At 43.8% G+C, this 22,042-nt stretch carries 19 protein-coding genes and 1 riboswitch; of the genes, 10 read left to right on the top strand and 9 right to left on the bottom strand.

The window, feature by feature from the left end; translation table 11 throughout:
• Nucleotides 1–18: 18 nt before the first annotated feature.
• The 5 genes from torD (at nucleotide 19) to VJL_RS04160 (ending at nucleotide 4,315) form a co-directional block, all read left to right on the top strand.
• Complete coding sequence (torD, locus tag VJL_RS04180) at nucleotides 19–666, top strand: molecular chaperone TorD (protein WP_038875959.1); 648 nt, start codon at nucleotides 19–21, stop codon at nucleotides 664–666.
• A gap of 442 nt (nucleotides 667–1,108) precedes the next feature.
• Entirely contained in the window at nucleotides 1,109–2,113 is a 1,005-nt protein-coding gene (purR, locus tag VJL_RS04175; protein ID WP_038866766.1) for an HTH-type transcriptional repressor PurR, read from the top strand.
• Between the two features lie 279 nt (nucleotides 2,114–2,392).
• Nucleotides 2,393–2,482: riboswitch (cyclic di-GMP riboswitch) on the top strand.
• Between the two features lie 116 nt (nucleotides 2,483–2,598).
• Complete coding sequence (locus tag VJL_RS04170) at nucleotides 2,599–3,189, top strand: TfoX/Sxy family DNA transformation protein (protein WP_038866763.1); 591 nt, start codon at nucleotides 2,599–2,601, stop codon at nucleotides 3,187–3,189.
• Nucleotides 3,190–3,308: 119 nt separating this feature from the next.
• Complete coding sequence (locus VJL_RS04165) at nucleotides 3,309–3,998, top strand: TVP38/TMEM64 family protein (RefSeq protein WP_038866761.1); 690 nt, start codon at nucleotides 3,309–3,311, stop codon at nucleotides 3,996–3,998.
• Nucleotides 3,998–4,315: a putative signal transducing protein gene (locus VJL_RS04160; protein WP_038875957.1), complete on the top strand. Its 318-nt coding sequence runs from the start codon at nucleotides 3,998–4,000 to the stop codon at nucleotides 4,313–4,315. The genes VJL_RS04165 and VJL_RS04160 overlap by 1 nt, the downstream gene beginning before the upstream one ends.
• A gap of 37 nt (nucleotides 4,316–4,352) precedes the next feature.
• On the opposite strand, the gene VJL_RS04155 is transcribed toward VJL_RS04160, so the two are convergent.
• From VJL_RS04155 to topA, 4 genes are all read right to left on the bottom strand, one after another.
• Complete coding sequence (locus VJL_RS04155) at nucleotides 4,353–5,156, bottom strand: alpha/beta fold hydrolase (protein WP_038866759.1); 804 nt, start codon at nucleotides 5,154–5,156, stop codon at nucleotides 4,353–4,355.
• 122 nt (nucleotides 5,157–5,278) lie between these two features.
• On the bottom strand, nucleotides 5,279–6,736 hold the full coding sequence (gene glgA, locus VJL_RS04150) for a glycogen synthase GlgA (protein ID WP_038875955.1): 1,458 nt from the start codon (nucleotides 6,734–6,736) through the stop codon (nucleotides 5,279–5,281).
• Nucleotides 6,726–7,943, bottom strand: coding sequence for a glucose-1-phosphate adenylyltransferase (gene glgC / locus VJL_RS04145; protein WP_038866756.1), 1,218 nt, complete (start codon nucleotides 7,941–7,943; stop codon nucleotides 6,726–6,728). The genes glgA and glgC overlap by 11 nt, the downstream gene beginning before the upstream one ends.
• 534 nt (nucleotides 7,944–8,477) lie before the next feature.
• On the bottom strand, nucleotides 8,478–11,108 hold the full coding sequence (gene topA / locus VJL_RS04140; RefSeq protein ID WP_038866755.1) for a type I DNA topoisomerase: 2,631 nt from the start codon (nucleotides 11,106–11,108) through the stop codon (nucleotides 8,478–8,480).
• Nucleotides 11,109–11,588: 480 nt separating this feature from the next.
• Between topA and VJL_RS04135 the strand changes: the two genes are divergently transcribed.
• Complete coding sequence (locus VJL_RS04135) at nucleotides 11,589–11,837, top strand: YciN family protein (protein WP_038866754.1); 249 nt, start codon at nucleotides 11,589–11,591, stop codon at nucleotides 11,835–11,837.
• 64 nt (nucleotides 11,838–11,901) lie between these two features.
• Here VJL_RS04135 and aroA read toward each other — a convergent pair whose 3' ends face one another.
• Together aroA and VJL_RS04125 are read right to left on the bottom strand one after the other, a co-directional pair.
• Entirely contained in the window at nucleotides 11,902–13,182 is a 1,281-nt protein-coding gene (aroA, locus tag VJL_RS04130) for a 3-phosphoshikimate 1-carboxyvinyltransferase (RefSeq protein ID WP_038875953.1), read from the bottom strand.
• Nucleotides 13,183–13,342: 160 nt separating this feature from the next.
• Complete coding sequence (locus VJL_RS04125) at nucleotides 13,343–13,819, bottom strand: outer membrane lipoprotein (protein ID WP_038866750.1); 477 nt, start codon at nucleotides 13,817–13,819, stop codon at nucleotides 13,343–13,345.
• 41 nt (nucleotides 13,820–13,860) lie between these two features.
• On the opposite strand from VJL_RS04125, the gene aat reads away from it, so the two are divergent.
• The 3 genes from aat (at nucleotide 13,861) to infA (ending at nucleotide 15,568) form a co-directional block, all read left to right on the top strand.
• Nucleotides 13,861–14,571 (top strand): leucyl/phenylalanyl-tRNA--protein transferase, encoded by a 711-nt coding sequence (gene aat / locus VJL_RS04120; protein ID WP_038875951.1) that lies wholly within the window; start codon nucleotides 13,861–13,863, stop codon nucleotides 14,569–14,571.
• On the top strand, nucleotides 14,568–15,269 hold the full coding sequence (locus VJL_RS04115; protein ID WP_038875949.1) for an arginyltransferase: 702 nt from the start codon (nucleotides 14,568–14,570) through the stop codon (nucleotides 15,267–15,269). The genes aat and VJL_RS04115 overlap by 4 nt, the downstream gene beginning before the upstream one ends.
• Before the next feature lie 80 nt (nucleotides 15,270–15,349).
• Nucleotides 15,350–15,568, top strand: coding sequence for a translation initiation factor IF-1 (gene infA, locus VJL_RS04110; protein ID WP_001040192.1), 219 nt, complete (start codon nucleotides 15,350–15,352; stop codon nucleotides 15,566–15,568).
• Nucleotides 15,569–15,754: 186 nt separating this feature from the next.
• On the opposite strand, the gene clpA is transcribed toward infA, so the two are convergent.
• A complete protein-coding gene (gene clpA / locus VJL_RS04105) occupies nucleotides 15,755–18,025 on the bottom strand; it encodes an ATP-dependent Clp protease ATP-binding subunit ClpA (protein ID WP_038866743.1) in 2,271 nt (756 codons plus the stop codon).
• 48 nt (nucleotides 18,026–18,073) lie between these two features.
• On the bottom strand, nucleotides 18,074–18,394 hold the full coding sequence (clpS, locus tag VJL_RS04100) for an ATP-dependent Clp protease adapter ClpS (RefSeq protein ID WP_005427554.1): 321 nt from the start codon (nucleotides 18,392–18,394) through the stop codon (nucleotides 18,074–18,076).
• A gap of 698 nt (nucleotides 18,395–19,092) precedes the next feature.
• Here clpS and cspD point away from each other — a divergent pair.
• Nucleotides 19,093–19,311: a cold shock domain-containing protein CspD gene (gene cspD / locus VJL_RS04095; protein ID WP_038866741.1), complete on the top strand. Its 219-nt coding sequence runs from the start codon at nucleotides 19,093–19,095 to the stop codon at nucleotides 19,309–19,311.
• A 169-nt stretch (nucleotides 19,312–19,480) separates the two neighbouring features.
• On the opposite strand, the gene VJL_RS04090 is transcribed toward cspD, so the two are convergent.
• Entirely contained in the window at nucleotides 19,481–21,706 is a 2,226-nt protein-coding gene (locus tag VJL_RS04090; RefSeq protein ID WP_038875947.1) for an NADP-dependent isocitrate dehydrogenase, read from the bottom strand.
• Nucleotides 21,707–22,042 lie beyond the last annotated feature (336 nt).

The following is a 22,042-nucleotide window of genomic DNA, read 5'->3' as shown; positions in this document are numbered from 1 at the left end:
CCATTCAGGAGCAAAAAAATGCAAGAAGTGAAAGCTTTTAACGAGAAACGCGCAGAAATCTATTGGTGGTTTTCTAGCCTGTTCGCAAAAGAACTGACAGAGAAAGAACTAGAAAGCTACCACAGTGTTGAAATTCGAAGCTTTTTGGCTGGCCTTGGTGAAAATGAGTCATTAAAACCAGCTGTGGATACCCTTGTTGATGCACTTAACCGCCTACACGATCGTGAAGACGCGCAACTTGAATTGGCTGCAGACTTTTGCGAGCTTTTCCTGAAAACAGAAAAGCACGGTGCACTGCCTTACGCATCTATGTACATCGGTGAATCTGGTCTTTTAAATGACAAGCCAGCAGAAGAGATGGAAAAACTGATGGCCGATTTTGGTGTTCAGGTTGATGAGAACCTGAAAGAGCCAGCGGATCACTTAGCGGTTGAACTAGACTTCTTAGGTAACATGATCATTCGTTCTAACGAATTAGAACAAGACAAACACATGGAAGAAGCGTTCGAGAAACAGAACGACTTAATCCAAAAGCATCTTATGTCTTGGTTGCCACAGTTTGCTGCGAAATGTAAGCAATTCGACGAATTTGGTTTCTATGTAAGCGTTGCGCAACTATTAATTGCATTTTGTAAACTGGACAGCACCTACCTTCTTGGTGAATAATTGCCGCCAATTTCAGGGAGCTCGCAAGCGGGCTCCCTATTTTATTCGTTAATTTTTAATCTAGCACATAGAAGCCCTTTCCATTTAGCAGTTAAAATGTGACCTCAATAGCGCAAAACACCTGCTGAAAATATTGCTAGTGTGCCCACATCAGTCTAAAATGTGAGCGCAAACGATTAAATACGACTTATATGTAAACCGCTGAAATATGGCGGTTTTTGTGTTTTATTAACAAGATTGCTGACCAATTCCTCACTTATATAAGTAAGGAACATGAGATTCAGCAACAAATGTTGCTACAAACCTTTTTATACCGATTTCGGAACAACCGCTGCCTAATTAATTGAACCTTAAACTTCAGATATGGTTCAATTCGCGCAACATACTAAGCGTAAGGTTGTATTCACTACGGTATTCAGTAGCTCGATACAGGACATCATTTATGGCCACTATAAAAGACGTTGCTCGCTTAGCCGGCGTTTCTACCACAACAGTTTCGCACGTAATCAACAAAACGCGTTTTGTTGCTGAAGCAACCCAAGAAAAAGTAATGAAAGCGGTTGATGAACTAAATTACGCGCCAAGTGCAGTTGCACGTAGCTTGAAGTGTAACTCAACTCGCACTATCGGTATGTTGGTAACGCAATCGACTAACCTTTTCTTCTCAGAAGTTATCGACGGCGTTGAGAGCTATTGTTACCGTCAAGGTTACACGCTGATCCTATGTAATACTGGCGGTATCTACGAAAAGCAACGTGACTACATTCGCATGCTAGCGGAGAAACGTGTAGATGGCATTTTAGTGATGTGTTCTGACTTAACGGAAGAGCTAAAAGAGATGCTTGACCGTCATTCAGATATCCCGAAAGTGGTGATGGACTGGGGTCCAGAGAGTTCGCAAGCTGACAAGATCATTGATAACTCTGAAGAAGGTGGCTACATCGCAACAAAATATCTGATCGACAATGGTCACACTGATATTGCTTGTTTGAGCGGTCACTTCGAAAAAGCCGCGTGCCAAGAACGCATTGCAGGTTACCGCCGCGCAATGGCAGAAGCAAACTTAGCAGTAAATGAAGATTGGGTACTTGAAGGTAACTTTGAGTGTGATACTGCCGTACTTGCTGCTGACAACATCACAGCAATGGACAAACGCCCGACTGCCGTTTTCTGTTTTAACGATACCATGGCGCTTGGTTTGATGAGTCGCTTGCAGCAAAACGGCATCAAAGTACCAGAAGATATCTCTGTCATTGGTTACGACAACATCGAGCTAGCAGAGTACTTCTCGCCACCGCTAACGACTATCCACCAGCCAAAACGTCGTGTTGGTAAGAATGCCTTTGAAATTTTGCTAGAACGCATCAAAGACAAAGAACATGAAAAACGCATTTTCGAAATGCAGCCAGAAATTGTTGTTCGCAACACAGTTAAGAAACTGAACTAAGCGGCACCGAAGTTTTATAAAGCGCTCGTAAGGGCGCTTTTTTATTGCCTAAAAATAACATTCCAAAAACATTTCAGAATATAAATACCTCCCCTAATTTAGATAAGTTGCTGTTTTAATTGGGCGTAGTCCATTTCCTACGTCAACCTTTTGTATGACAAGGGACCGTTCCCAAATATGAAACCAAACACATCAAAAAATCACTATTAACTGAACCAAGATCACACTTTCATGTTTGAAACGTGATGTTAATTCAATATACGAAGTATTCTCAAAGTGTCACGCACAGGGCAAACCATTCGAAAGGGTGGGACGCAAAGCCTCCGGCCTGAACCATCTTATTAGATGGAAGGTAGCGGGGTTACCGATGGCAAATATGCATTAAGTGAGTTTACCCTTTAATGACATTGTGTCTGCATGCATTTGCTAATCTCTCGGACCTGATTTTTGGTGGCGTAATATTAATTACACCGAGATAACACATCATGGATAAACCGATACTCAAAGACTCAATGAAGCTGTTTGAGGCACTTGGTACTATCAAGTCGCGCTCAATGTTTGGTGGCTTCGGGCTTTTCGCCGATGAAACGATGTTCGCACTAGTTGTAAACAATCAACTTCATATTCGAGCAGACCAACAAACTTCATCTGACTTCGAGACTCAAGGACTAAAACCGTACGTCTACAAGAAACGTGGTTTCCCAGTGGTCACGAAATACTATGCTATTTCTGATGATCTATGGGATTCAACGGATCGCTTGATTGATGTTGCAAAGCAATCTCTTGAGACTGCTAAGCAAGAAAAAAAACAGCAAGCGAGCACCAAGCCTAATCGATTGAAAGACCTTCCAAATCTACGCCTAGCAACTGAACGTATGTTGAAGAAAGCAGGCATCGACTCTGTCGAGCAATTAGAAGAAGAAGGTGCCTTAAGCGCATACAAAGCAATCCAAGATACGCATGCCTCTACGGTAAGCCTTGAGTTGTTGTGGGCGTTAGAAGGTGCAATCAACGGCACCCATTGGAGCGTCGTCCCTCAGTCTCGCCGAGAAGAACTGATGAGCGCATTGTCTTAACGCGCACTATCAGCATGACATTGAGTAAAAACCGCAGTTTTCATACTGCGGTTTTTTTTTGAAATTTTTTCTTCTCTTATTCTGTCTTATTATTTAAGAAGCCAAATGGAGTAATTACGATGAATAAGAAACTGATTTTAGGACTGATCCTGCTCGCAACCATCCTCTTTTTAGGAGTGAATTTTGGCCAGTATCTCACCTTAGAAAATGCCAAAGCACAACAAGCAGCACTAAATACGTTCATTGACCAAAACTTTGTGTTTGCTGCGGCGACCTACTTCTTGGCTTACATCGCAATCACCGCTTTCTCTATTCCAGGAGCTGCCGTTGTTACCCTGCTCGGCGCCGCCCTATTTGGTTTTTGGACCAGTTTATTATTGGTGTCTTTTGCTAGCACCATCGGCGCAACAATTGCTTTCTTAAGCAGCCGCTACTTATTACGTGAATGGGTACAAAGTAAATTTGGTAATAAGTTAAATGCCATTAACCAAGGTGTAGAAAAAGACGGAGCGTTTTATTTGTTTTCACTGCGTTTGATCCCAGTATTCCCATTTTTCTTGATTAACCTCTTAATGGGGTTAACACCGATGTCTATCAGCCGCTTCTATTTAACAAGCCAAATCGGCATGCTGCCTGGTACTGCCGTTTACTTAAATGCGGGCACTCAACTAGCCACTATCGACAGTCTTTCAGGAATTGTGTCACCAACCGTATTAGCATCATTTGCTCTGCTTGGTTTGTTCCCTATTATCGCTAAATGGGTTATGAATAAGGTCCGCCCTGCTCAAGTTCAAAATGGAAATGCCTAATGAAAATCTTCATCGCTAAAAACCCTGCGGAAGCTCATATCGTTTGTGAGCTCCTCAAAACCGAACAGATTCACTGTGAAGTAAGAGGCGAAGGTATGTTTGGGTTGAAGGGAGAGTTGCCCTTCAGCGATGATACAGACCCCTATGTTTGGCTTTTACATCCGGAACAGCAGTTGAAGGCGTCTGTGATTGTCGAAGACTATCGACAACAAACAGAGCTTACTTACCAAGACTGGCAATGCCCGCAATGTACAGAGAAGAATGAGGGACAGTTTGGTGCTTGTTGGCAATGTGGATATCAAATAGGGGAGCTATGATGGCTCCCCTATCTTTTTAGATCGGTTCTCAAATCTATTAAGCCGCTAGACTTTGCTGCTTAATAAACTCAATAGAGTGTTGATTGAAATCTTCTGGACGTTCTACGTTGCACACGTGGCCACAATTTGGAATTTCACGTAATGAGCTTAGCTTATGCACTGCAACCATTTCTTTTACTGGCTTAATGAACATGTAGTCTCTATCCCCCATGAGGTACAGCGTCGGAATAGGCAACTCTTTATCTTTAAAATACTTCATTAACGGATTTACATCCGCCGCCAGTGTGAACCAACGCTTAAACTCTTTTTGGCATAACTTCTTTGCTTCACGAATAAACAAGTGACGAGATTCGCGTTGATTTTTTTGTGGCATCACGATGTAAGCAAAGAGCTTATACAGCCACATGTAAGGGAGGATGTGCTTTCCAAGATTACCGAGTTTAACTAAGATCTGAGAGCGAGTGTTTAAGCGCGTTACCGCCCCACCAAGCACCATAGAACTCACACGCTCTGTTGCCATTTCGGCAAGGTTACGCACAATAATTGTACCCAAAGACATACCAACAAAGTGTGCGGATTGGATCTTCAAATGATCCAGAACCTTTAAAATGTCCTGTGTCACCTCAGTAAAGGTATAACGACTTGTCATCAGTTCTTTGATCAACTGGTTTGACTTGCCGTGTCCACGGAGATCGATTAAGACCAAATTAAAGTGCTCTTTATAGGCCTTTAATTGTTTAAACCATATTGAAGAACTGCCACCAGCACCATGCACGAAAACGACCCACTCATTGCTGGTAGGGTGTAAATAGGTTTTATGGAATAGAAGTGGCTGAGTCATTTATCAGTTTGAAAAGCATTCTGTATGAAAAAGTGTGGGTAAATCCTACCACACTCCATAAGAGCAAAGTAATAAAGGCACCTAATTCGGTGCCTTTCGTTACACTTTTTAAAGATTTTGCGTCAATTTAACGCAGCCCTATACAGTTGCAAATACTCTTCTGCAGCTTTTCGCCAACAAAAGTCTTTTTGCATAGCATGAAGTTGTACACGTCTCACTTCTGTCACATTTTGTGCGTAAAGAAGAAGTGCTCTCAACATTGTCAGTAATAGACCTTGCGGTGTTGGCTCATAGAAAACGAAGCCCGTTGCATCAGCTGGATCCACATCGTAGTCATTCACGCTGTCTTTCAAGCCACCTACCCCACGAACGATTGGCAAAGTGCCATAGGCCATGCTGTAGATTTGGTTCAAACCACACGGCTCAAATTCAGAAGGCATTAAGAAGAAATCCGAGCCTGCCTCAACCAAATGTGCTAGCTCGTTATCGTAAGCCTCTACAAAAACAAACTTACTCGCAAATTGTGCGGCTACGTCCCTTAACTGTGCAGCAAGAACAGGATCACCAGTGCCAACAACGACGAGTTGAACATTATGCTTAAGGAAATCAGCTAATGCAGGCAGCAGGTAATGCACACCTTTCTGTTGCGTTAGACGACACACCATACCGAACATGGCGTTGTCTGATTCTTCAATCCCCAGCCTTTGCTGTAGCGCTTTTTTACATGCATTTTTGCCACGGACCATGCTTTGACGGTTCGCTTTGTAATTTAACGGAAGATTAGAATCGGTTTCAGGGTTCCATGTTCCGTAATCGCAACCATTTAAAATCCCAACAAGATCACCTGCGCGTTGCTGGAATTCCCACGCCATACCATGGCTGCCAAGTTCTGTTTTAAGCTCTTCAGCGTAGGTGGGGCTTACCGCATTGATTTTATCCGCGTTCATCACCCCTGCTTTGAGCATAGTGATGTGCGTTGCGCTTACCGCGGCATCAGGAACATTGCGGCTGTGAAATTCAGGTAAACACTGGACGTCATCGTAGCTAAATACCCCTTTAAAGACTGCGTTGTGAATGGAAATTACACTGCGAGTCTTGGCAAAAAATGCTTCATTGCCATAACGATGTTTAAGCAAAAATGGGACTAAACCAGTATGCCAATCGTTGGCATGCACAATATCTGGTTGAAAACCAAGTTTTGGCAACATATCTAGACACGCTGCACTAAAAAACGCGAAGCGCTCACCGTTATCCGTGTAAGCTTGGTTATTTTCAGCGTACATTGACGGACGATTGAAATACGGAGGGCAATCAATCAAATAGACCGGATTATCACCAAGGTTTAGCTTCAACACTTTGTATGCCGTATACGGCCAGTGCGCTAACTCGGTATCTAATTCCAACTCGGCTTCCGCTAGTCGCTCGATAGCTGTGTAAGCTGGAATTGTAATTCGTACATCCTGCTGAAGGTTTTGAAGGGCTTCTGGCAGTGCCTTGGCTACATCAGCCAAGCCACCACTCTTTATCAGTCCTTCGACTTCAGACGCTACAAACAGTACAGACAAATTGTTAGTAGCCAACTCTTGCTCCTTTTGGAATCACAACAATGCCATCTTCTGACACGTGGTAGTGCTTTTTATCTTCTTGTAGATTTACACCAATTTGCGTACCAGGTGCAATGTCGGCATCCTTGTCTACAATCACGCGACGAAGTACACATCCTTCACCGACCTTAACATCACCAAGTAAAATACTTTGGCTGATGTCACACGCAGAAGCGATGTTGCTGCGGAAACCCAGTACTGATTTTTCAATTCTTGAGCCTCGCACGTAACTCCCGTTACATACTAAGCTGTCGATGATTTGAACTCGGCCATTAACTGAGTCGGTAAACGTTGCAGGCGGCAATGGTGGGTAGTAAGTGTGCAGTGGCCATTTGCGGTTGTAGAGAGAAAACGGGGCGTCTTTTTCCAACAAATCCATATGAGCTTGCCAGTACGCGTCAATAGTACCGACATCACGCCAGTAAACTTCTTCTTTTTCACCAGTAATACGGTTTGTGCTGAAGTCATAAACAAACACGTCGCCACGTGGGAACATCTTAGGAATGATGTCTTTACCAAAGTCGTGTGAAGACGCTTCATTATCCGCATCTTCAATCAGCTCAGAAAATAGTGCTTGGGCTTCAAATACGTAGTTGCCCATGGAAACGAGTGCATGTTCTGGATCGCCCGGGATTGATTTAGGTTGTGCTGGTTTCTCTTCAAAACCGACCATACGACCTTCGGCATCCACTTCAATAACACCAAATTGCGATGCTTCACACAAAGGCATACGTAATGCTGAAACGGTCAACGATGCCTCTTTTTCTTTGTGGAAGTTCAACATCTGTTTGATGTCCATTTTATAGATGTGATCAGAACCAAAAATACAAACTTGGTCAGGCTCAGCAAGCTCCATAAAACGTAGGTTTTGATAGATAGCATCCGCCGTACCTTCATACCAACGCTTACCCGTACGCATTTGTGCTGGGATTGGGTCGATGAATCGATCGGTAATACCGTTGATGTTCCAACCCTTCTTCATATGATGGAACAAAGATTGAGACTTAAATTGAGTGAGGACATAAATGCGCATCAGATCCGCATTCACGAAGTTGTTCAAAGCGAAATCAATAAGTCGGTAACTTCCGCCGAAAGGGACCGAAGGTTTACTGCGGGATTCCGTTAAAGGTCTCAGACGAGAGCCTTCACCGCCAGCAAGAATCATTCCCAAAACACCAGCCATTCGTTGTTCTCCATATATAGTTATAGCTTGGAATTAGTGTTCGTTTGAGGTGAGCAGGACTCGGGGAGTCAAGCGAACACGTTAGTACATCCATACCGATGGGCTTCTCTGAGCTCTCGCGGTATAAACAAAAAAAGCTATTGCACATCCTCTATGCAGGCACCTTATTTATTTTTTATTCTCAGCACCAAATAGCAGCATACAGTTGCATTATTTGTGTAATAAGTTATCGAACTGGAACTAAATTACAATTTTAAATACGCCATTCTGTGTGACATACAGATGTTACTTACTCAAGACGATATCTTGATCACACAACGGGACGCAAACGATTACATTGTGAAAACAATTTACAAACCGATTGACTACACAAGTACAGTTTTGCGACAGGATACGATGAAACTATGACCGGAAGATGAAAATAAAAATGCAGGGAGTTGAAGTGAGTCGTATTGATATAACTTATAAAACAGCAGGAATTTACGAAAAAAATAAGGCAGCGAATTCGCTGCCTTATTTCATTTGAACCATTAATTATGCTTTGGCTTTTTTACGTTTGTCGGTGATTTCCCATTTACCGTCAATGTAAAGTGCAGTCCAGCCACTTGGTTTGCCATCGTCTTCCGTTCGCACATAGTTCTCTTTGCTCTTACGGCTAAATCGAACCACTGTCGGACGACCATCAGGGTCAGCAACTGGCGCAGTCGTTAGGTACTTGAACTTCTCAGGCAAACGCTCTTCAAAGCGTGCTAGTTCTGACACTAACGGTGCACGAGTCTCACGCGATTTAGGGAAGTTACTTGCTGCCATGAATAAGCCAGAAGCACCATCACGCAAAACAAAGTACGCATCCGAGTTTTCGCATGGCAGTTCAGGGAAATGAACTGGGTCTTCTTTCGGTGGCGCAACTTCGCCATTTTTCAGAATCTTACGAGTGTTCTTACACGTTTCACTCGTACAATCCATGTATTTACCGAAACGACCGTTTTTAAGCACCATGTCAGAGCCACACTTGTCACACTCGACAACTGGGCCATCGTAGCCTTTCACCTTAAACTCGCCGTGTTCAACGATGTAGCCTTCACAGTTCGGGTTATTACCACAAACATGCATCTTGCGCTTATCGTCGATTAGATACGCATCCATCGCTGTTTCACAGATAGGACAACGCTTTTTAGCACGCAGTGCCGCTGTTTCAACGTCCTCTTCAAGAACATTGATGATGCCGTCTTCATCACCCAAGTTGATCGTTGTCTTACAACGTTCTTTCGGTGGCAATGCATAACCAGAACAACCAAGGAATACACCCGTTGAAGCGGTACGAATACCCATTGGACGGCTACATGTCGGACACTCAATATCTGTCATCACAATGTGATTCAGCTTCATGCCACCTTCAGTTTCGTCTTGCTCTGCTTGTTCTAGGTCACCAGTAAAGTCAGTGAAAAAGTTATCAAGAACCGATTTCCACTTCACCTCACCTTCTGCGATTTGGTCAAGCTTTTGCTCCATACGTGCAGTGAAGTCGTAGTTCATTAGATCGTTGAAGCTATCATCTAGGCGGTCTGTAACGATCTCACCCATCTTCTCTGCGTAGAAGCGGCGTTGTTCAACTTTTACGTAACCACGATCTTGAATCGTAGAAATGATTGACGCGTAGGTTGAAGGTCGGCCAATGCCACGTTTCTCTAACTCTTTAACTAGAGCAGCTTCAGTAAAGCGCGCAGGTGGCTTTGTGAAGTGTTGTTTCGGGTCAAGAGACTCAAGGTTTAGCTTATCACCCAATTGGACCGCAGGAAGAATCGTGTCTTCATTTTTGCCCATTGGACGCTGAACACGAGTCCAACCATCGAACTTCAGAATACGGCCTTTCGCTTTTAGCGTGTATTCCGCTGCTTTTACGCTGATGGTCGTCGAATCGTATTCTGCTGGTGTCATTTGACAGGCAACGAATTGGTTCCAGATCAACGAGTACAGTTTATGCGCATCTGCATCAACACCTTGTAGGTCTTCTGCTTTCACCGCAACATCGGAAGGGCGAATCGCTTCGTGCGCTTCTTGCGCACCTTCTTTGCTGCCATAAGTTAATGGTTTAGCTGGAAGGTATTTGTCACCAAATTCTGAACCGATAAATCCACGAACCGCATCCACCGCCTCTGAACTCAGGTTTGTCGAGTCGGTACGCATATAAGTGATGTAACCCGCTTCATACAAACGCTGAGCGAGCATCATGGTTTTCTTCACACCGTAGCCAAGACGTGTACTTGCCGCTTGCTGTAATGTCGACGTAATGTAAGGCGCAGACGGTTTGCTCTTCGTCGGGCGGTCTTCACGCTTACACACTTCGTAGCTTGCGTTTTCAAGTACAGACATCGCAGCTTTAGTTTCAGCCTCATTCACAGGCTTAAATGCGGTGCCTTCTTTTTGCGCCACGAGCAACTTAAATGCTGTCTTATCTTTGGTATGAGTGTTTGCGTGAATATCCCAGAACTCTTCTGGAATAAATGCGTTAATCTCGCGCTCACGTTCAACCAATAGCTTAACAGCCACTGACTGCACTCGGCCCGCAGACAAACCACGCGCCACTTTCTTCCATAGCAATGGAGAAACCATGAAACCTACTACGCGGTCCATGAAACGACGTGCTTGCTGCGCGTTCACGCCATCCATATTCAACTCACCAGGAGTCTGGAAAGCTTGTTGGATAGCATTCTTTGTAATCTCGTTAAAAACTACACGTTTGTATCGCTCTTCATCGCCACCGATGATCTCACGAAGGTGCCATGCGATAGCTTCCCCTTCGCGGTCCAAATCGGTTGCGAGATAGACGTGATCAGCATCTTTGGCTAGTTTTTGCAGTTCACTAACGACTTTTTCTTTACCCGGAAGGATTTGATAGTTCGCTTCCCAGTCATGATATGGGTTAATCCCCATTTTCTTGATCAGAGCTTTACGGTCTTTTTCTTTTTTGACACGCGCTTTTTCTTCCGGGCTCATTCCTTTCGTAGAAATTGCCGCGGCTTTTTTCTCACCAGTGCTTTGACCGGCCGTAGGCAGATCACGCACGTGACCAACACTAGACTTAACAATAAAGTCTTTACCAAGGTATTTGTTTATCGTCTTAGCCTTGGCTGGTGACTCCACTATAACGAGCGATTTACCCATAACTGACTCTAACGTCCTTCATAATAATGCGGGTGAAAACTCCAAAAAGAGCCTACCCGCATAATGTTCTATTTCATTGCTTCTTTTTTTACTATTGTGCGAGATGAAAAGAAGATCAACTGCTTTTTTGAAATTCAGATCCGATTGGTTGACAATTCATCGCCTTTATACTTTAACAAGGCAGGGTTCTGCAAAAGGTCTTGAGCGGCATATACTAAGCAGGCAAAGTTTCTGCCCGCTAGTCGAATTCAATAAATTTTGTCTCTCATCACAAAATATTTTTTCTTTCGCTATCAGAACGTAACCTTAGATCATGACAGCGAAATAAGCATCATTAGCATATGAGAATGCTTTGCGGTTTTTCTTCTATATTAATGTGTGCTTTGTAGCAAACACGTAATCACAAATTTACCTCTGCAAAGCCACGGCAATTGTAGGTATACTGCGGCCAATTAAGTTTCATTGAATGACGAGAACGCTATGTCTGATAGAAAACACATTGAAAAATTCGACCTCCTGTTGATCGCAAACCAAATCATCCAAGAGCACGAGGATTTTATCGAAGGAATGCGTGCCACAAGCGTAGAAGAAAAAGACGATGTTTTGGTGTTTAAAGGTGAGTATTTCCTAGACGATAAAGGCCTACCGACCCCAAAAACCACTGCGGTATTCAATATGTTTAAATACCTAGCGCATCATCTTTCAAAAGAGTTCACACTAAGTAAATAAGCTTTTGAAATTTCATCAAAAAAGCCAGAGTATCCACTCTGGCTTTTTTCTTTCAATAAGTGAGTTAACAACTCAGTGCTTTCAACTTATCAAAGTAGTCAGGGAATGTCTTTGACGTACACTTAGGATCGTTAATCGTCACAGGTGTATCGCTTAGCGCCACCAGAGAAAAACACATCGCCATACGGTGATCATCGTAGGTGTCAATCGCCGCATGCGTAAGCTGTGGTACGGGCTTAACGATGATGTAATCCTCACCCTCTTCCACTTCTGCACCGACTTTACGAAGTTCAGTTGCCATTGCAGATAGACGGTCAGTTTCTTTTACGCGCCAGTTGTACACGTTACGAATCGCGGTTGTACCTTCAGCGAATAATGCAGTCGTTGCGATTGTCATTGCTGCATCTGGGATATGGTTGTAGTCCATATCGATGCCTTTCAATTGACCAACACGAGAAATGACGTAGTCTTCACCCCACTCGATTTCCGCACCCATTTTCTCCAGTGCGTCAGCGAATTGGATATCGCCTTGAATGCTGTTTTTACCAATGCCAGTGATTTTGACCTCACCACCTTTGATCGCTGCTGCAGCCAAGAAATAAGAAGCGGATGATGCATCACCTTCGACCAAAAAGTCACCCGGCGCAATGTATTGCTGACCAGCAGGAATAACAAACTCTTGGTAGTCGTTATTGATCACTTCTACACCAAACTGCTTCATGATATGCAGCGTGATATCGATGTAAGGCTTTGAAACCAATTCGCCTTCAATATTGATGCGAATTTCGCCCTCAGCCAAAGGCGCTGACATTAAAAATGCCGTTAAAAATTGGCTAGAAATCGAACCATCAATCGATACAGAACCAGATTTAAGACCAGTGCCGACGATTTTCAGTGGTGGGTAGTTTTCGTTTTCTAGGTAAGTAACGTCTGCACCAGCCGCTTGAAGGGCTGTCACTAGGTGACCGATCGGACGCTCTTTCATACGAGGTTCACCAGTCAGAACATACTCACCATGTCCAAGACACAATGCTGCGGCAAGCGGGCGCATCGCTGTCCCCGCGTTACCAAGAAATAGCTCTACTGGTTCAGAAACTGAAAATGGACGACCAAGACCTTCTACAACACATTCTGTGTTGTCTTCAGACAGTTGGTACTGCACACCAAGCTTAGTCAGTGCATTCAACATATGGCGAATGTCATCGCTATCTAGAAGGTTGGTCAAACGAGTCATGCCTTTTGCAAGGGCAGCGAGAAGCAGAGCTCGGTTAGAAACGCTTTTCGATCCAGGAAGATTCACTTCCCCTTGAATTTTGTTGATAGGTTGTAACGTTAGGCTTTCCATTGAAAGTAGATAATCCTTTGTGCCCTCTTTCGATTTTATTAGAGAGCTAAACAATTCTTCGTGAATTCAGACTAACGAAAAAACCAACACAAAACCAGAGTAAATCCATGCTAATTTTTGAATAATTAGTCAGCTCAAAAATTAGTATGCTAACGTCAGCTTAATAAGCGATATCGACCCTTACACCGTCGTCAAAATATAGGATTCGCACATCGTCACCACGGTTAAACAACATACTATTGTCCACGTCTTGAATCACATTAATTAGCTTGTTGCCGTCTACCTTGACCAGTAATTCAACCAATTTATATTCAACCGTATATTCGTAGTTATTACGGTTTTTGACCACGGCCGCACCTGCCAACGCGCCAACTGCGGTTGCGACTTCTTTACCTGTACCACCACCAAACTGGTTACCAACTAAGCCACCAATGGTCGCACCGAGTAGTGTTTCCCAACCGTTGCTTTGCGACTGTTTAACTTCTTGTTGAGTAATGTATCGCACAGAATCAACCTTGCCATACACCACTTGATTCACTGGTTTTGCGACATTTCTTTCATAAGCTGCATTGGCGAAAAATGGTAAAAACAGTATGATCCATGCCCATCGTTTTGCGCTAAGTATTGCTCTGCTCATATTTCATTCCTATAGGCTTTGATGTTGGTAAACTCTTCTTTATGGCTATTTATTTAACTGAACTTGATGACTCTTTTGCCTTCCCTTCTCCCTATGAGGCCCTACACGACCCAAATGGATTGTTAGCATTTGGGGGCGATCTCAATCCTCAAAGGATCCTAACGGGTTACCATCAAGGAATCTTCCCTTGGTATGGGCCTGGAGAACCAATCTTATGGTGGAGTCCATCTCCGAGAGCGGTTTTTGACCCAGCAACTTTCACTCCATCAAAGAGCCTTAAAAAGTTTCAGCGTAAACAACAGTATAAAGTAACGCTAAACAATGCAACCGAGCACGTAATTGAATTGTGCGCTTCTACCCGTCCAGCGGAAGAAACATGGCTCAATCCGGAGATGCAAGCTTCCTATATTGCGCTTGCCAAGCAAGGACACTGCCACTCAGTAGAAGTATGGCACGATGATCAATTGGTCGGGGGGTTGTATGGTATCAGCGTCGGCCAACTTTTCTGTGGTGAGTCGATGTTCAGTCTCAAAGACAACGCTTCTAAAGTTGCATTGTGGTATTTATGCGAACATTTGGCGTCAAACCAAGGCCAATTAATCGATTGTCAGGTGATGAACCCTCACCTGCGATCCCTTGGAGCCTTTGAACTAGAGCGTGACGATTTCGTACAAAAACTACTATCTTTAAGGGATAAGAAAATTAATTTGGAAACGTTCGAACCACAAACTTTGCAAGGCGCTGAATCATGAGCACGGATCTTCAACAAATTCGTATCGGGTTGACCAACAATCACCCATGCAGCTACCTACCGGAGCGCCAAGAGCGCGTTGCAGTGGCGCTAGATCCTAGTTTACACAGCGACCAGAACTACCAAATACTCATGGCCAATGGGTTTCGTCGCAGTGGCGACACGATTTACAAACCTCACTGTGAGCAGTGTAATGCTTGTCAGCCGATAAGGATTGCTGTGCCCGATTTCATCCGTTCTAAAAGCCAAAAGCGTTTATTGAACAAAGCGAAGACCATTCAATGGGAAATGAAATCTGAGCTCGATGATGCATGGTTCGATTTATACAGTCGATATATTTGTAAACGCCACAAAGATGGCACTATGTATCCACCGAAAGAAGATGAGTTCGCAAGATTTGCGCAAACGACTTGGTTGAAGACGGGTTTTCTCCATTTATACACGGATTCTGGGCAATTAATCGCCGTCGCAGTTACCGATATAATGGAGAATTGTTCAAGCGCCTTTTACACCTTCTATGACCCTGATTTTTCCTTATCTCTCGGTACGTTAGCTGTGTTGTATCAGATTGAGTTTTGCCAGCAACAGAACAAACATTGGCTTTATTTGGGCTATCAAATCGATGAATGTCCGGCAATGAACTACAAAACTCGCTTTCAACGACACCAAAGGCTAGTAAATCAGCGTTGGCAAGGGTAGAATACGCCCCAACTTTACATAATTACTGTTTAGCGGCAAAATAAGCGCGCTAATACCGCCTAATTTCTAAAGAGGATTAAATGGCTAAAGAAGACGTAATTGAGATGCAAGGCACTGTGCTTGACACTCTACCAAACACTATGTTCCGCGTTGAACTTGAAAACGGTCACGTTGTGACTGCACATATCTCTGGCAAGATGCGTAAGAACTACATCCGTATCCTTACTGGTGATAAAGTAACTGTAGAGATGACTCCATACGACCTATCTAAAGGCCGCATCGTCTTCCGTGCTCGTTAATCTCTGATTTTCGAATACAATAAAAAACGGAGCTCAAGGCTCCGTTTTTTATTGTCTGTTTTTTTGCTCTCAATACCAAGCTTACTTTTGGGAGTTTCAATACACTCCACAGGCTTGCTCCATTCTTGCAGACACAAAAAAGCGCACACCTAGGCGCACGCTTTTAAAATAGATTTCAACAGAGAATTAGTGAAGTGCTGCTTCTTTCTCGCTTAGGTATTCAAACTTAAGCTCGTCTTTCACAAGCGTGACTCTCACTGTTCCGCCATCTACAAGTGAACCAAACAACAGTTCATTTGCCAGAGGTTTCTTAAGCTGCTCTTGGATAACACGCCCCATAGGACGAGCTCCCATCGCTTTGTCATAACCTCTATCCGCCAACCAATGGCGAGCGTCTTGAGACACTTCCATTGATACGCCGCGAGCATCCAATTGTACTTGAAGCTCAACAATGAACTTATCAACAACTTGATGGATGACTGTTTCGTCTAGGCTATTGAACCAAATGATATTATCTAGACGGTTACGGAATTCAGGTGTGAACACCTTCTTAATTTCCGCCATCGCGTCATGACTGTGGTCCTGCTGGATCAGACCGATCGATTTCTTCTCAGTTTCAGCTACACCAGCATTGGTTGTCATAACAAGGATCACGTTACGGAAATCCGCTTTGCGACCGTTATTATCCGTTAGCGTACCGTTATCCATGACTTGCAGCAGCAAATTAAAGATATCTGGGTGTGCTTTTTCGATTTCATCAAGCAGAACCACTGAGTGCGGGTGTTTTAGCACCGCATCAGTCAGCAAACCACCTTGATCGTAACCAACATAACCTGGGGGTGCACCAATCAGACGACTCACAGAATGACGTTCACCATACTCAGACATATCAAAACGAAGAAGCTCAATGCCTAATAGTTTAGAAAGCTGAACCGTCACTTCTGTTTTACCAACCCCAGTTGGACCGGCAAACAAGAATGAACCAACAGGCTTGTTATCAACGCCTAAACCAGCACGAGATAGCTTGATCGCCTCTGACAGTGCGTCAATCGCATTGTCTTGGCCAAAGACCAGCATCTTCATCTTGTCATCAAGGTTCTTCAGAATGTCTTTGTCAGACGACGACACAGATTTCTCTGGAATACGCGCCATCTTCGCAACCATGGATTCGATGTCTGCAACGCCAACCGTCTTCTTACGACGACTCGCCGGCGCTAAACGGCTGCGTGCACCCGCTTCATCAATCACGTCGATCGCTTTATCTGGCAAATGACGTTCATTGATGTATTTCGCCGATAACTCAACCGCTGCACGTAGCGCTTTGTTGGTGTAACGGACTTCATGGTGCGCTTCGTATTTTGGTTTCAAACCAATTAGGATCTTCGTCGTATCGTCCAGCGATGGCTCTACGACATCGATCTTTTGGAAACGGCGAGACAACGCGCGCTCTTTTTCAAAGATGTTGCTGTACTCTTGGTAAGTTGTCGAACCGATACAACGCAGTTTACCGCTACTCAGCAGAGGTTTGATTAGGTTCGCTGCATCAACTTGACCACCAGAAGCTGCACCTGCACCAATGATGGTGTGAATTTCATCAATAAACAGAATCGCGTCTTCTTCTTTCTCAAGCTGCTTCAAGACTGACTTAAAGCGTTTCTCGAAATCACCACGATATTTTGTACCAGCAAGCAAAGAGCCGATATCTAGAGAATAGATAACACTGTTTTGAATCACTTCTGGTACTTGGCCTTCAACAATTCTCCAAGCTAGACCCTCAGCGATTGCTGTTTTACCAACGCCTGCTTCACCAACTAGCAACGGGTTGTTTTTACGTCGGCGACAAAGAACTTGAATAGTACGTTCTAGCTCTTTATCTCGCCCGATGAGTGGATCGATATTACCAGCTTTCGCGACTTGGTTTAGGTTAGTCGCAAAGCTTTCCAATCGTTCTTCTGGATTCGTTTCTTCTGGCGCTTCTGAACCAAAAGAGTCAGACGAAGATGGGTCTTCATTAGAACCCGAAGCTTTTGTGATGCCGTGGGAAATGAAGTTAACGATGTCTAAACGAGAGATGTCGTTCTTCTTCAATAGATAAGCAGCGTGAGATTCTTGCTCACTAAAGATAGCAACAAGTACATTTGCACCGGTCACTTCACTACGACCAGACGACTGTACATGGAAAACGGCGCGCTGAAGTACACGCTGAAAGCTCAATGTCGGCTGGGTTTCGCGCGTCTCGTCACTTTCTGGGATGAGTGGCGTTGTTTGGTCGATAAAAATATCGAGTTCGTTGCGCAAAGCGTCAAGATCCGCTTTGCAGGCTAGTAGGGCTTCCTTAGCTGCATCATTCTCCAATAATGCAAGTAGGAGGTGTTCGACAGTCATAAACTCGTGGCGTTTATCACGTGCACGAGCGAATGCACCGTTAAGGCTTGATTCTAGTTCTTTATTTAGCATAAGTACCTCCCGAAAGAACAACTTTGGTTGCTCGAGCAAGTCTTCTTATTACGCTTGCTCCATAGTACATAGTAGCGGATGCTCATTTTCCCTTGAGTACATCGTCACTTGCGCTACTTTTGTCTCAGCAATCTCTGCGCTATATGTGCCACAGATTGCCTTTCCTTCATAGTGGATCTTGAGCATGATTTGCGTTGCTTTATCAATATCATGCGAGAAGAATCGCTCAAGTACCTCTATGACGAAATCCATAGGTGTGTAGTCATCATTGTTTAGAACTACGTTGTACAGCTTAGGTGGCTGAACTTTCGTACTTTCTCGCTCCAGAAGATCAGAGTCTGGAGTCACCCATTCAAAATTTTTACTCATGGCAATTCAAAGATATCGTATCAAAGGGTTGATGTTTTTAACCTATAAAAACAATCTACCATAAGCATGCCATGCGGTGTAGTGAGATGTGGCACCTAATTGGACTTTGATAGATAAAATTTATGTCCTTACATAGAGACTAATGCACCTCTGGCAGGGGCGCAAATAAAAGATTTTTATCCCAACACATGCTTATTTTTGCGGTTGTGTTTACCAAATTTCGACTCACTTCACTTATATTAATTAGTGCTCCGATAAGAAAGAAGATCACATTTAATGGTTGATAATCGGTTATTTATCACGAAAACGTCATTTTTTATTCATTCAGTAGAATCTTCTAATGTAATCAACTTGGTTAGTATGCCTCCCCCCTATATCAACACCTTGCAGTCCTTTTAACTAAAAGCTTACGCATGCGGCAGAAACACTTTGCAAAATTGTTAATCTCAAAAGTGATTTGTTTTCAATAATGTTTCCGATTGTCGCCTTTGACTATTGACTGTCAGAATTCATTGACTACAGTGGAAAGTGTTGATGCATAAATCCTCATTTTGAATTTGTTGGATTTCTAACAATTTGATGAATATGGAAGTGCCCAACTCGACGTGTGTTAGTGAACGCTAGCAATGAGACCAAGCTAAAGGTATGGCTTGGTGTTGTAACAACATCAGTAAAAAATGCATGAGGGATGTAAAAGCATGGCTACAGGTACAGTAAAGTGGTTTAACAATGCCAAAGGATTTGGGTTTATCTGTTCAGATGAAGAGGAAGGAGACATCTTTGCCCACTACTCAACTATCCAAATGGACGGTTATCGTACACTGAAAGCAGGCCAACAAGTCTCATACGAGATTGAAAAAGGTCCAAAGGGCTCACACGCTAGCAGCGTTGTTCCAATAGAAGCCCAAGCCAAATAACTAGAGCGCTGTCGGAAAGACAAAACCATTTGCTCTCATAACACTGGCTTTACCTTCTAGTGTTATGAAGAGAAAAATAAACCCGCCTATGAGCGGGTTTATTACGTTTGTAAGAGCACTAAACTAAGTAACATAAAAACGCGCTACCGAAATAGCGCGAAATCAATGCTTACTTGTTAATGATGCCGTTCAACGTCGTACTTGGACGCATTAGTGTTGATGCAAGAGCATCATCTAGCGCGTAGTAACCACCGAGTTCACCTCTTACACCTTGTGCGTTGTTCAGCTCAGCAACAATCGCTTCTTCTTGTTCTGCAAGGGCTTTAGCAACTGGTGCGAATTCAGCAGCCAGTTCTGCATCTGCACTTTGTTCAGCCAAAGCTTTCGCCCAATACGTCGCAAGGTAGTAGTGGCTGCCGCGGTTATCCAACTCACCCACTTTACGTGACGGTGATTTATTCTCGTCTAGGAATTCACCTGTCGCTTTGTCCAATGCCTCAGCCAGAACCTGAGCTTTCGCATTACCAGCAACTGTACTTAGGTGCTCCAATGATGCAGCTAGAGCAAGGAACTCACCCAGAGAATCCCAACGCAAGTGGTTTTCTTTCTCAACTTGTTGGACGTGTTTTGGCGCAGAGCCACCAGCACCAGTTTCAAATAAACCACCGCCGTTCATTAGTGGAACGATTGACAGCATTTTCGCAGAAGTACCCAGTTCCAAAATCGGGAATAGATCCGTTAGGTAGTCACGAAGTACGTTACCTGTTACAGAAATGGTGTCTAGCCCCTCTTTAATGCGCTCTAGAGAGAATTGACATGCATCGATTGGCGCTAGAACCTTGATCTCTAAACCTGAAGTGTCGTGCTCAGGAAGGTATGCATTCACTTTCTTGATCAGTTCAGCATCGTGTGCACGCGCTTCGTCTAACCAAAACACCGCTGGTACACCTGTTGCACGTGCGCGAGTGACGGCAAGTTTCACCCAATCTTGGATTGGCGCGTCTTTCACCTGACACATACGGAAGATGTCACCTGCTTCGACAGTTTGCTCAAGAAGAACCGCACCAGAAGTGTCGACAACACGTACAGTACCAGCAGCGTCTAGGATAAATGTCTTATCATGCGAGCCGTATTCTTCTGCTTTCTGAGCCATTAGACCCACGTTTGGCACGCTGCCCATTGTGGTTGGGTCAAATGCACCGTGTTCTTTACAGAAATCGATAACCGCTTGGTAGATACCCGCATAGCTACGATCTGGGATCATCGCTTTCGTGTCTTTTTGCTTACCATCTGGTCCCCACATCTGGCCAGAAGCACGAAGCATTGCTGGCATAGAAGCATCAACGATAATGTCACTCGGTACGTGGAGATTAGTAATACCACGATCAGAGTCAACCATCGCAAGCGCTGGTTGACTCTCGTATACCGCTAAAATAGCTGCTTCAATTTCCGCTTTTTGTTCAGCAGGTAGAGATTCAATCTTAGTATAAACATCACCAAGACCGTTGTTTACATCTACACCTAGTTCTTCAAATAGCTTGCCGTATTTTGCGAAAACGTCTTTGTAGTACACTTTAACTGCATGGCCAAAGATAACTGGGTCCGATACCTTCATCATGGTTGCTTTCATGTGAAGAGACAGAAGGACGTCTTGCTGTTTTGCTTCTGCAATTTCTTTCTCGAAGAACTCAACAAGCGCTTTCTTGTTCATGACTGAACAATCGATCACTTCTTTATCTTGCAGAGGGAATGCTGATTTAAGTTCTTTTGCCGAACCGTCAGCAGCGACGAATTCAATTTTAACGTCAGTAGCACCAGTAATGGTCGTCGATTTTTCGCTACCGAAGAAGTCATCTCCTGTCATGCTTGATACATGAGATTGAGACTCAGCTGACCATGCACCCATTGAGTGTGGGTTTTTCTTCGCGTAATTCTTAACTGATAATGGAGCACGACGGTCAGAGTTACCTTCACGAAGCACCGGGTTTACTGCACTACCTTTGATTTTGTCGTAAGTCGCTTTAATTGCTTCTTCTTCGTAAGTGGTCGGTTCTTCAGGGTAGTTTGGAAGCGCATACCCTTTCGCTTGCAATTCTTTGATTGCGGCTTTTAGTTGAGGAATTGAAGCCGAAATGTTTGGAAGCTTAATGATGTTCGCTTCCGGTGTTTTCGCTAACTCGCCAAGTTCTGCTAGAGCATCACCAATACGTTGTTCTTCTTTTAAATGCTCTGGGAAGTTAGCGATAATGCGGCCCGCTAGCGAAATATCACGAGTGTCTACGTTGATGCCAGACGATGCGGTAAACGATTGAATGATTGGTAGTAATGAATAGGTTGCTAACGCCGGGGCTTCATCAGTGATTGTGTAGATAATTGTAGGTTTTTCTGTAGGCATGAAATTTCCCTATTTTTTACTCAACTTAGCTGAACTTCTCAGCAACTGAGTTCGTTGAATTGACGCATTGCTTAACGTTAGTAGTGCATTCCTCCTCACCAACGCGACATGCGGTTTGCACTCTTTCTTATAGTTTGAAGCTCTATGGCTCTATATCCATGAGTGCACTTGGTGCCAAGCTTACTTTGGTGTCCATTTCCGTTAGAAATGTCTCACTAAAGCAACTTAGCTATATCATTAAACAAATAACACGAAATAGTCTATTATTCTCTGCGCTTTTGTTAGTTTTAGGCGCGCAAATGATAGCCGATAACAAGAAAACATAAAACTTTCAAA

The sequence above is a fragment of the Vibrio jasicida CAIM 1864 = LMG 25398 genome (assembly GCF_000400365.1).
Classification (GTDB): Bacteria; Pseudomonadota; Gammaproteobacteria; order Enterobacterales; family Vibrionaceae; genus Vibrio; species Vibrio jasicida.
The sequence above is the reverse complement of the archived record's forward strand: the minus strand, read 5'-3'. Positions and strand labels throughout refer to the sequence as shown.

What these genes read in the sequence shown, in the direction of transcription:
- torD (WP_038875959.1), top strand. Translation starts at nt 19, where the DNA reads ATGCAAGAAGTGAAAGCTTTTAACGAGAAACGCGCAGAAATCTATTGG.
- purR (WP_038866766.1), top strand. Translation starts at nt 1,109, where the DNA reads ATGGCCACTATAAAAGACGTTGCTCGCTTAGCCGGCGTTTCTACCACA.
- VJL_RS04170 (WP_038866763.1), top strand. Translation starts at nt 2,599, where the DNA reads ATGGATAAACCGATACTCAAAGACTCAATGAAGCTGTTTGAGGCACTT.
- VJL_RS04165 (WP_038866761.1), top strand. Translation starts at nt 3,309, where the DNA reads ATGAATAAGAAACTGATTTTAGGACTGATCCTGCTCGCAACCATCCTC.
- VJL_RS04160 (WP_038875957.1), top strand. Translation starts at nt 3,998, where the DNA reads ATGAAAATCTTCATCGCTAAAAACCCTGCGGAAGCTCATATCGTTTGT.
- VJL_RS04155 (WP_038866759.1), bottom strand. Translation starts at nt 5,156, where the DNA reads ATGACTCAGCCACTTCTATTCCATAAAACCTATTTACACCCTACCAGC.
- glgC (WP_038866756.1), bottom strand. Translation starts at nt 7,943, where the DNA reads ATGGCTGGTGTTTTGGGAATGATTCTTGCTGGCGGTGAAGGCTCTCGT.
- topA (WP_038866755.1), bottom strand. Translation starts at nt 11,108, where the DNA reads ATGGGTAAATCGCTCGTTATAGTGGAGTCACCAGCCAAGGCTAAGACG.
- VJL_RS04135 (WP_038866754.1), top strand. Translation starts at nt 11,589, where the DNA reads ATGTCTGATAGAAAACACATTGAAAAATTCGACCTCCTGTTGATCGCA.
- aroA (WP_038875953.1), bottom strand. Translation starts at nt 13,182, where the DNA reads ATGGAAAGCCTAACGTTACAACCTATCAACAAAATTCAAGGGGAAGTG.
- VJL_RS04125 (WP_038866750.1), bottom strand. Translation starts at nt 13,819, where the DNA reads ATGAGCAGAGCAATACTTAGCGCAAAACGATGGGCATGGATCATACTG.
- aat (WP_038875951.1), top strand. Translation starts at nt 13,861, where the DNA reads ATGGCTATTTATTTAACTGAACTTGATGACTCTTTTGCCTTCCCTTCT.
- VJL_RS04115 (WP_038875949.1), top strand. Translation starts at nt 14,568, where the DNA reads ATGAGCACGGATCTTCAACAAATTCGTATCGGGTTGACCAACAATCAC.
- infA (WP_001040192.1), top strand. Translation starts at nt 15,350, where the DNA reads ATGGCTAAAGAAGACGTAATTGAGATGCAAGGCACTGTGCTTGACACT.
- clpA (WP_038866743.1), bottom strand. Translation starts at nt 18,025, where the DNA reads ATGCTAAATAAAGAACTAGAATCAAGCCTTAACGGTGCATTCGCTCGT.
- clpS (WP_005427554.1), bottom strand. Translation starts at nt 18,394, where the DNA reads ATGAGTAAAAATTTTGAATGGGTGACTCCAGACTCTGATCTTCTGGAG.
- cspD (WP_038866741.1), top strand. Translation starts at nt 19,093, where the DNA reads ATGGCTACAGGTACAGTAAAGTGGTTTAACAATGCCAAAGGATTTGGG.
- VJL_RS04090 (WP_038875947.1), bottom strand. Translation starts at nt 21,706, where the DNA reads ATGCCTACAGAAAAACCTACAATTATCTACACAATCACTGATGAAGCC.